At 41.6% G+C, this 10,317-nt stretch carries 9 protein-coding genes; all 9 read left to right on the forward strand.

Going from position 1 to position 10,317, the window contains the following annotated elements:
- Positions 1-111: 111 nt before the first annotated feature.
- Positions 112-993 (forward strand): carbohydrate ABC transporter permease, encoded by an 882-nt coding sequence (locus RHS_RS17235; protein ID WP_081998809.1) that lies wholly within the window; start codon positions 112-114, stop codon positions 991-993.
- A complete protein-coding gene (locus RHS_RS17240) occupies positions 986-1,792 on the forward strand; it encodes a carbohydrate ABC transporter permease (RefSeq protein ID WP_027296240.1) in 807 nt (268 codons plus the stop codon). The genes RHS_RS17235 and RHS_RS17240 overlap by 8 nt, the downstream gene beginning before the upstream one ends.
- A gap of 109 nt (positions 1,793-1,901) precedes the next feature.
- Positions 1,902-2,933, forward strand: a complete 1,032-nt coding sequence (locus tag RHS_RS17245) for a LacI family DNA-binding transcriptional regulator (protein WP_081820383.1) — start codon at positions 1,902-1,904, stop codon at positions 2,931-2,933.
- A 129-nt stretch (positions 2,934-3,062) separates the two neighbouring features.
- Complete coding sequence (locus RHS_RS17250; protein WP_047833875.1) at positions 3,063-5,084, forward strand: beta-galactosidase; 2,022 nt, start codon at positions 3,063-3,065, stop codon at positions 5,082-5,084.
- Between the two features lie 298 nt (positions 5,085-5,382).
- Entirely contained in the window at positions 5,383-6,210 is an 828-nt protein-coding gene (licT, locus tag RHS_RS17255) for a BglG family transcription antiterminator LicT (protein WP_027296243.1), read from the forward strand.
- 18 nt (positions 6,211-6,228) lie between these two features.
- Complete coding sequence (locus RHS_RS17260) at positions 6,229-6,708, forward strand: PTS glucose transporter subunit IIA (RefSeq protein WP_027296244.1); 480 nt, start codon at positions 6,229-6,231, stop codon at positions 6,706-6,708.
- A 10-nt stretch (positions 6,709-6,718) separates the two neighbouring features.
- Entirely contained in the window at positions 6,719-6,967 is a 249-nt protein-coding gene (locus tag RHS_RS17265; protein WP_044289696.1) for an HPr family phosphocarrier protein, read from the forward strand.
- A 76-nt stretch (positions 6,968-7,043) separates the two neighbouring features.
- Complete coding sequence (nagE, locus tag RHS_RS17270; RefSeq protein WP_176731027.1) at positions 7,044-8,495, forward strand: N-acetylglucosamine-specific PTS transporter subunit IIBC; 1,452 nt, start codon at positions 7,044-7,046, stop codon at positions 8,493-8,495.
- A gap of 275 nt (positions 8,496-8,770) precedes the next feature.
- A partial coding sequence (locus RHS_RS17275) for a discoidin domain-containing protein (RefSeq protein WP_047833872.1) occupies positions 8,771-10,317 on the forward strand: 1,547 nt, incomplete at its 3' end.

Genomic DNA, 10,317 nt, shown 5'->3' on the forward strand with positions numbered 1-10,317 from the left:
TTAAAACATGCTCTGGAGAGTTGCTAAGAGGAGAAAGTTTGAAAGTTCCTTTCAAACTACATATTAATGCATATCGCAGACAGGGCCTGCGATATGCGGGAGGATATAAAAATGGAAACTAAAGGAAAGAAAAAATACCGCCTGACAGGGTGGTCCATGGTAGCGATAGCAGCCGCTCTGGTTTTGATTTTCAGTTATGTACCGATGATCCAGGCGTTTATCCTTTCCCTGAAAACGGGAAAGGGGGCTGCACTGCATTTTGCAGGATTTGCAAATTATATCAGAATGTTTAAGGATGCTACTTTTTGGACGACTATGGGAAATACGCTGCTCTATGCAGTAGTACAGCTTCCTGTTATGCTGCTGGCAGCGCTGGTGATCGCCGTGTTGCTGAATGACCCGAAGATGAAAATGAGAGGCGTTTACAGGACCTGTATTTTTCTTCCATGTGTAACATCTCTGGTATCTTATTCAATTTTATTTAAGAATTTATTTGCAGTAGACGGGATTGTAAATCAGGTCCTGCTTAAACTGAATATTGTGGACAAAGCAATCCCCTTTGTCCTGGATGCCGGATGGGCGAAAGCAGTAATTGTCATAGCGCTTATCTGGAGATATACAGGATACTATATGATTTTTTACTTATCAGCCCTTCAAAATATTGATAAATCCGTATATGAAGCGGCGAAAATGGATGGATGCAACTTTTTTCAGTCCTTTTTCAAAATTACAGTGCCTTTGCTGAAGCCTATCGTATTTCTGACCAGTATTATGGCGTTAAATACTACCCTGCAGCTCTTTGATGAGGTAGTAAACCTGACCGGAGGCGGTCCGGGTAATGCAACCAGAACGATTTCACAGTATATTTACGACCTTTCGTTTAATTATGTTCCGAGTTATGGATATTCAGCGGCAATCTCTTATGTAGTTTTAGTGTTAGTGATCATATTGACGATTGTGCAGAAAGGAATAACGGGTAGTAAGGATGAATAAAGTAAGCGGGATTTTCAAACATCTGTTTTTAATCATTGTGTCACTGGTTTCCATTTTTCCTTTTTACTGGATGCTTGTCAGTGCCACAAATGATTCCAAGGATATTACGATGGGAAAACTTACCTTTGGATCTTCCCTGATGAAAAATGTAAAAAATGCATTTGAGACAGCAGATCTGTGGGGGGCGTTTTTAAATTCGACGATACTGGCGGTAATTATTGTAGTCATATCCCTGGTGATCTGTTCTCTTGCCGGATATGCATTTGTAATCTATCCAAGCAAAGGAAAAGATATTTTATTTATGGTACTGATAGCTTCCATGATGGTACCTTTTGCAGCAAAAATCATTCCTATGTTTCGTATGTTTTCGGAAATGAAGCTGTTAAACAGTTACTGGGCGATTATTCTGCCTGCCATAGGAGCACCGTTTTTAATTTTCTTTTTTAAGCAGAATACCCATGCTTTTCCCCAGGAAACAATACAGGCTGCCAGAGTAGACGGATTAAATGAATTACAAATATTTATAAGAATTTTTATGCCCATGATGAAGTCAACCTATGCGGCAGCAGGAATCTTTTCATTCATGGCAAGCTGGAATAATTACATGTGGCCGCTGATTGCGCTGCAGAGCAACTCCAAGTTCACCCTGCCCCTTACGGTTTCTAACCTGGCAGCAGGATTTACACCGGATTACGGTATGGTCATGGTGGGAATTATTATTTCAACGGTTCCTACGATTTTAGTATTTTTCCTGCTGCAGAATGCATTTGTGGAAGGTATGGTCGGCTCTGTAAAATAACCTTGTGTTATTTACATTGACAAGTAGTAAACACCAGTGATAATATAAAACTAAATAAAGATTTAATAAATATTTAGAAAAATTTATAATCCAAAAAAAAGGATGGTATATGATGGGGATTAAAGTGAAGGACTTGGCAAGTTTGTTGAATTTGTCGCCCTCTACGGTATCACTGGTGTTAAACAACAGACCTGGAATCAGCGAGGCGACAAGAAATAAAGTACGTAAGGCAGTAAAAGATATGGGATATGAGGAGCTGCTTGTGTCGGAATCTCAGGAGAAAAAGAATATTCTTTTCCTGGTTTACCGCAAACATGGTGTAGCTCCGGCCAGCACCCCTTATTTTTCCCAGCTCTTTTCGGAAATCATTGAAGGAGTGGAAAGCCAGATTAAAATCAAAGGCTACAATCTGATGATATCCTATACGGATAAAGAAACCATACTGGAAGAAGCTGAGAAAATCAAGAAACAGGATGTAGAAGGTGTGCTTGTTCTGGCAACGGAGATGGCAGAAGAACAGATTAAGATTTTTACAGATTTGAAGGTACCGGTAGTTATGGTTGATAACTATATGGAGCACCGCAAATTTGATTGTGTAACTATAAATAATGAGCAGGGTGTTTATCAGGTAGTAGAGCATCTTGCAAAAATGGGTCATAAAAGGATAGGTTACTTGCATGTAAGCCAAAATGCCAATAATTTCACGGAACGCTATTATGGATTCAAAAGAGCTGTGGAAAAATGCGGCCTGCCGCTAAATGACCGGGATATCATCTGGATTGCCACAGACGGCGGAGAAGCCGTTTACGGTGAGTTAAAGCATAAGCTGGAGGAACAGAAAGATCTGCCCGGGGCATTTTTTGCAGACAATGATATCGTTGCCATATGCGCCATGCGTGTATTCCGTGAATTAGGCTATAAGATTCCAGAAGACATTTCGATTGTAGGGTTTGATAATATGACACTTTCGGAAATGTTAGATCCTCCGCTTACGACGATTCAGATACGCAAACATAAAATCGGGGTATCGGCAGTAAATCTGATTGTGGAGAAGATCAGTGAAAATACGGAAGGCGTTGTGAAAATGGAAGTGGGTACCAGACTGGTGGCCCGCAGCAGCGTAAAACGTATCAGCGAGTAATCCTTTTCTATTTTGAATTCCAGTTACAGCAAGAACTACTATTTGTTCGGCGGTTAGAGCATTTTTAAAACACACTCTAGCAGGCAGTTGATGGAAATGTTCAAAGAGAATAAAGGAGAAGTATTAATTATGCATAGTAAAAAAACACCATTTGTATTGTATGGCGGTGATTATAATCCGGAGCAGTGGGATGATGCCACCATAGAACAAGATATGCAATTGTTTAAAAAAGCTGGAATTAATCTTGTGACATTACCGGTGTTTGCATGGGCAAAAATAGAGCCCAGGGAAGGTGAATACCATTTCGAATGGTTAGATAAGATTTTACAGAAGCTGTGGGAAAACAAAATATATGTCATTATGGCGACGCCAACTACGGCACAGCCGGCGTGGCTGTCTAAAAATTATCCGGAAGTGCTGCCTGTGGATATCGCAGGGCGGAAAAGAACTCATGGAATGCGTGTATTCTTTTGCGTGAACAGCGAAAAGTACCGTGAGAGGGCAGCGGCAATTGCAGACGAGATGGCAAAGCGCTATTCTGCTTATCCGGGACTTGTGGCATGGCATGTGGCAAATGAATATGGTACATATTGTTATTGCGAAAATTGTCAGCGGAAGTTTCGGATCTGGTTAGAAAAACGATACGGAACCATTGAAAATTTAAACGATAAATGGAATACGGCTTTCTGGGGGCGTATTGTCTATGATTTTGATGAAATTATGCTGCCTACGGAGTTAAACGACGATTATCGCTTTAACCCGGCGATCCAGCTGGACTATATGAGATTTGTTACGGATTCTACGGTAGAATGCTATCTGAACGAAGCAGACATATTGAAAAAATATACCCCGGATCTCCCTGTATTCAGTAATATTTCAGGCTTCATTAAAAAGTTAAATCAGTTTAAGATGGTAGAGAATATGGATGCGGCTGGATGGGATAATTATCCGGGACCCAGGGACGAAAGAAGCCTGCCGGCGCTAAAACACGATATTATGCGAGCTTTAAAGGACGGAGAGTCCTATATTATAGCGGAGCAGTCTCCCAATCAGCAGAACTGGCAGCCATATAACAAACTGAAAAGACCGGGAGAAGTGCGTACTATCGCATATCAGGGTCTTGCCAGAGGGGCGGATGCCTGCCTATTCTTCCAGATGCGCCAGTCTGTGGGCGGACAGGAAAAGTTCCATGGAGCGGTTATTTCCCATGCAGGGACCGATGACACCAGAATTTACCGGGAAATAGCCGGACTGGGACAGGAATTACAGAAGCTGGGCGATTCATTTCTGGAAGGAAAAATAGAGGCGAAAGCAGCATTCCTGTTTGACTGGGACAGCTGGTGGGCACTGGAACTGACTAGCGGTCCTACACAGGACATGGATTATCTGGCTCAGGTGCATAAATATTACAAAGCATTTTATGAGAAAAATATACCGGTGGATATCATTAAGGTAACTGCGGATCTTAGTAAATACAAGATTGTAGTGGCACCTTTGCTGTATATGATGAAGCCTGGTGTGGCTGAAAAAATTGAAAAGTTTACGGCAGACGGAGGTACTTTCCTGGCTACTTATATGACCGGTGTGGCAGATGAAAATGACCGGTGTATCTTTGGTGCCGCACCGGGAGAGCTGTCCGGGACATTGGGGCTTTGGGTGGAAGAAACTGATGCCATGTTCCCGGATGAGCAGAATTCCATTCTGGTAAACGTAAAAAGTCTTCCGCTAAAGGAGAAATACAAATCCGGATTTTTATGTGATGTCATCCGTCCAACTACCGCAAAAACCCTGGCGGTATATGGAAAAGATTTCTACAAAGGAGTTCCTTGCATTACGGTGAATGAACTGGGAAATGGAAAAGCATATTATCTGGGCTGTGAACCGGAGGATGCATTTCTGTCAGACTTTATAGGCAGGATTTGTGAAGACCAGGGATTGGCGCCGCTGTTTGAGACCGGCGGGGAAGTAGAACTATCAACAAGAGCAGGAAAAGACGGAGATGTTACGTTTGTAATTAACCATGGTGTGGATACCGGATGGATTAATCTGGGAACACAGAAATATAAAAATCTGCTGAATGATGAAGTATTATCCGGAACCTGTAATATCGGGGGAAGGGATGTATTGGTCATCAGAAAACAGGGGAAATAAAATAGTGCTGAATTTGAAATTAGGCAAATTGCAAACACACATGCAATTTGCCTGTTTCATTCCGTCGAATAAAACAAATTTATGGTAAAAAGATATAGTAAATATTACGTAATTCTAAACTTATAAAAAATGTCTAAAATTATTGTTGACAATTTTTGGTAGATTTGTTATATTTAAAACGAATTAAATACATATGGATTGTTACTGGCAGGCAGGCAAAACCAATTTTGAACGTAAGAAAAATTTATGTTTTCTTACTACAAAATTGGTTTTTTTTATTTCTGGGGTGAAGTGAATTATGAAGATAGATAAAATTATTAACAATAATATTGTCAGCGCTCTGGAAGACGATGGGAAAGAGATTATTGTGATGGGACGGGGGATTGGATTCAATACAAAGCCCGGCAAGGAGATTCAGGAGAAGAAAATTGAAAAAATATTCAGGATGGACAGTCAGAATACAGTGGATAAGTTCAAACAGCTCCTGGAAAACATGCCGCTTAAACACATTCAGGCATCTATGGAGATTATCACTTATGCAAAAAGTGTCCTGAACAGAAGGCTGAACCAGAATATCTACATTACCCTTACCGACCATATTAATTTCGCTATAGAGCGTCTGAATGAGAATATGACATTTACAAATCCGTTATTGCACGAGGTAAAGGCTTTTTATAAAGAGGAATACCTTATCGGGGAATATGCCATTGCATTAATTGAGCGATGGATCGGTGTAACCCTTCCGGTGGATGAAGCGGGATTTATTGCCCTGCACATTGTAAATGCGGAATTCAACACTGGTATGCGTGATACCATCGATATTACGAATCTGATACAAAATGTTGTAAAAATCGTAAAAGAATTTTTTGGAATGAATCTGGATGAAATGTCCCTGAATTATCAGCGTTTTGTTACCCATCTGAGATTTCTGGCACAAAGAATTATAGCAAAAGAATTGTTAAACAGCGAAAACAGTGAATTTAACCGTTTGATTCTGCAGCTGTATCCGGAAGAATATGCATGCAGTTTGAAGATTAAGGATTACATCAAAGAGATATACCGCCACGATGTAACGGATGAAGAAACCGCTTATCTGGCTGTACATATTAAGAGAATGAGAATGTGAGAAGAGAGGAGAATACATATGTTTGGATCAATAAAAAAAATGTTTGGTTCCAAAGAGAAGATCCTGGCACCTGTAGAAGGGAAGGTTGTACCGTTAAGTGAAGTAAATGACCCAACCTTCAGCCAGGAAATTCTGGGAAAAGGGGTTGCCATTATCCCGGAGAGAGGACGGGTTGTGGCGCCGGCAAGCGGAGAACTTACCGTGCTGTTCCAGACGCTTCATGCAGTCAGCATCACAACTGACTCAGGGGTGGAGCTTATTGTACATGTAGGACTGGATACAGTAAATTTAAAAGGGGTACATTACAAAGCATATGCAAAACAGGGCGATCGGGTAAAGGCCGGGGATCTGCTTTTGGAATTTGACATGGAGGCTATTATTGAAGATGGTTATGAAGTGATTACTCCTGTAATTATCTGCAATGCATCTGAATATCCCAATATGGAATGCCACACGGATATGCATGTCAATGAGCTGGATCCGATTATTGAGTTATAGGAAAATGCCTATGAGGGAGTTTGGATATGAAATAAATGATTTACTGGGATTACATGCGAGACCTGCATCCCGGGTTTATATGGAAGCGAGAAAATATGAATGTAAGATTGAGGCATTGTGTGGGAATAAAAAGGCAGACTGCAAAAGTCTCCTGGAACTGATGGGACTGGGAGCAAAATATGGAAGTCAGATTCTGTTTCGTTTTGACGGGGCGGATGAAGAAGCCGCATTTGCGGGTCTTCAGAAATTATTGTTATAGTGTGGATTTGAACTTGCGGGAGAGCAAGATCAGATAAAAAATGTCTGAAAAGGCGAGAGAAAGGAGATTCATAGTTATGATGAAGTATTTGCAAAGGTTAGGCAAATCATTAATGCTGCCGGTAGCCTGTTTACCGGCAGCTGGTATCCTGATGGGTATCGGTTATTGGATCAGTCCGGCTGTTATGTCAGGACAGGGGGATCCAAATGTAATTGCATTCTTTCTGGTTAAAGCAGGAGGTGCACTGATTGACAATATGGCAATCTTATTTGCCATTGGTGTTGCGCTTGGTATGGCTGATGATAATGATGGTACGGCAGCGCTTGCCGGCATCGTATCTTGGCTGATGGTTCAGATGATTCTGTCGCCGGGAGTTGTTGCAGTATTAAGCAGCATAGACGTTGCAGCCGTAAATCCGGCGTTTGGCAAGATCAATAACCAGGCAATTGGTATTCTGTGCGGTTTAATTGGAGCTTCCTGCTACAATAGATTTAAGAATACAAAGTTACCGGATGCATTGGCTTTCTTCAGTGGAAAACGGTGTGTATCCATTGTCACGGCAGTAATCTCACTGGTTGCATGTTTAGTCCTGTTCTTTATATGGCCGATCGTATACTCCGGATTAGTAGCATTTGGCGAATCAATCCTGGGACTGGGACCGATAGGCGCAGGTATTTATGGATTCTTTAACAGGCTTTTAATTCCGTTTGGACTTCACCATGCGTTGAATTCCGTATTCTGGTTTGACGTTGCTGGAATCAATGATTTGTTTAAGTTTTGGGGAACCGTTGACGGAGCTGTATATGGGCAGACCGGTATGTATATGTCAGGTTTCTTCCCATTCATGATGTTTGGTCTTCCGGCAGCAGCATTGGCGATGTATCATACAGCGAAACCAAGCAAAAAGAAAACTGCATACGGTTTGCTGTTTGCAGCAGCACTTTGTGCATTCTTTACCGGTGTAACAGAACCTCTGGAATTTGCATTTATGTTCCTGGCACCAGGGTTATATCTTGTTCATGCTATTTTAGCAGGTATTTGTATGCTGGTTGTAGCTATGCTTCCCGTACGTTCCGGATTCTGGTTCAGCGGAGGATTTGTAGACTGGTTATTAAGTATCAAAGCGCCGATGGCTGAAAACCCATGGCTGATCATTCCGATTGGTTTAGTGGTAGGTGTGATCTATTACGTAATCTTCCGTTTCGTAATTAAGAAATTTAACTTAAAAACTCCGGGTCGTGAGGATGATGACGTGGAAGAAGCAGAAGTGACACTTTCCAATAATGATTTTACCCAGGTAGCGGCAATTGTTCTGGAAGGTCTTGGGGGAAAAGACAATATTACCGGTATCGATAACTGTATTACAAGGTTAAGGCTGGAAATCAAAGATTATACTTTAGTAAATGAAAAGAAAATTAAATCTGCAGGGGTTGCAGGGGTCATCCGGCCAGGGAAAACAAGTGTTCAGGTTATTATAGGACCTAAGGTACAGTTTGTGGCAGATGAATTTAAGAAAATGTGTAAATAACTGATTCGTTAATGCGCTTTATCAATACGGATTTTACAATTGCATAAACAGTGGATTGTTACTGGTAATGCAGGCAAAACCAAATCTTAAGTATGTAAAATATATATTTTATGCTTAAGGTTTGGTTTTTTTGTTCTATGGCCAATTTGTAACACTTAAATATAAGGGTGAGAGCATGTATCAATGTAGAAAGGGAGAAAGTTCGAAAGGAACTTTCAAACTACTTATTAAAGTAGTATCGCAGGTGGGACCTGCGATATGCAGGAGGTATAAAGATGTGGAAAAAGAAATTAGTACACAGAGGAATGTCAATGTTTTTAGCGGGAATGTTAATGGCAGCCCCGCCGGTGAATGCCTTAGCGGCTAATCAGGATGGTCCGGTTTCCGAAGATGCTGCAGTAGAATCCCACAATACAGCACGGAATTCAGATACATCCGGGCTGGCAAAAGAGGGTGCAGGAGAAAACGGGGAGAGTACCCGGGAAAACCTTCTGGAGACGGAAGCAAATGTAAATCTGCCGGAGACAGAATTAATACCCCGGACAGAGAGTGAAGCATTAACAGAAGGGGAATTCCAAACAGAAGGAGAAACAAAAACAGAAGGTGAAATAACAACAGAAGGTGAAACAAAAACAGAAGGTGAAACAAAAACAGAAGGTGAAACAAAAACAGAAGATAAAACAAAAACAGAAGATAAAACACTTTCAGAAGGAGAAACGACCGGCCAGGCAGCCAATAAAAAAGCCGGACTTCAGAATCTGGCACTGAATGCAAAAGCCGCTTCCAGCGGAAACGAAACGGCAGATTTTCCGGCAAATAAAGCAAATGACGGCAGCCTCAGTACACGTTGGTCAAGTACCACCACAAATGGGCAGAAATGGTTAAGTTTTGACCTGGGGGAGGTTAAAACAATTGGTTCTGTTGTAGTGGAATGGGAGCGGTTAAATGCAACCAGATACAGCATCCAGAAATCAGACAACGGAACAGACTGGACGAATATTAAAGAGTTCACAAAACTGCCCGGCAAATTCCGGGATGTCATTAATCTGGATACAAAAGTGCAGACAAGACACCTGCGTCTTTTAATTGAGCAGTATAATGCAGAAGGAGCTAACAGAGATGGCCAGGTTATTACCTGGAATAATGTATCCGTAATGGAATTTGAAGCATATGCTGAGCCTCTTCCGGATGAAACACCGGTTGTTCCTGTGTATAATCCCGATACAAACCTTGTTGAAATTCCGGACAAAGAAGGATTTACTATTACCAGTAACGGAGCAGATTTGGAACAGATTGTGGCAGATGACCTGACTGTACATAAGCCGCTGACCACAAAAGATGTAAAACTTGCCCTGAAGATGAAAAATAATCTGACCGGAAGCGAAACACTGACCGAAGAATATACCATCAGTATCCCGGGAATTCATGACAACAGTACCGGAAACAATAAGCCGCAGGTCATTCCGGAGATATCCGAATGGTACAGCGACAGTACAGAAAATTTTGTTCTCTCTGATCATGCAAGAATTGTCATTGGGACCGAAGATCTGGCATCCACAGCCATGGAGTTCCAGAAAGATCTGGAAGATATCACCGGTAAAAAACTGGAGATTGTCACAGGCGGACAGCCGGAAGCAGGGGATTTCTATTTCCGGCTGGGCAGTGAAGACACGATGATGGGAGATGAGGGATACCATCTGGTAATTGGGGAATCGGTTAGGGTAGATGCCATTCATACAACCGGGGCATATTGGTCAACCAGAACCATTCTTCAGACACTGAAATTAAGCAGTGATACAAATGCACTGCCCTATGGGGAAGC

The organism is Robinsoniella sp. RHS, from assembly GCF_001029355.1.
In the GTDB taxonomy this organism is placed as follows: Bacteria; Bacillota; Clostridia; order Lachnospirales; family Lachnospiraceae; genus Robinsoniella; species Robinsoniella peoriensis.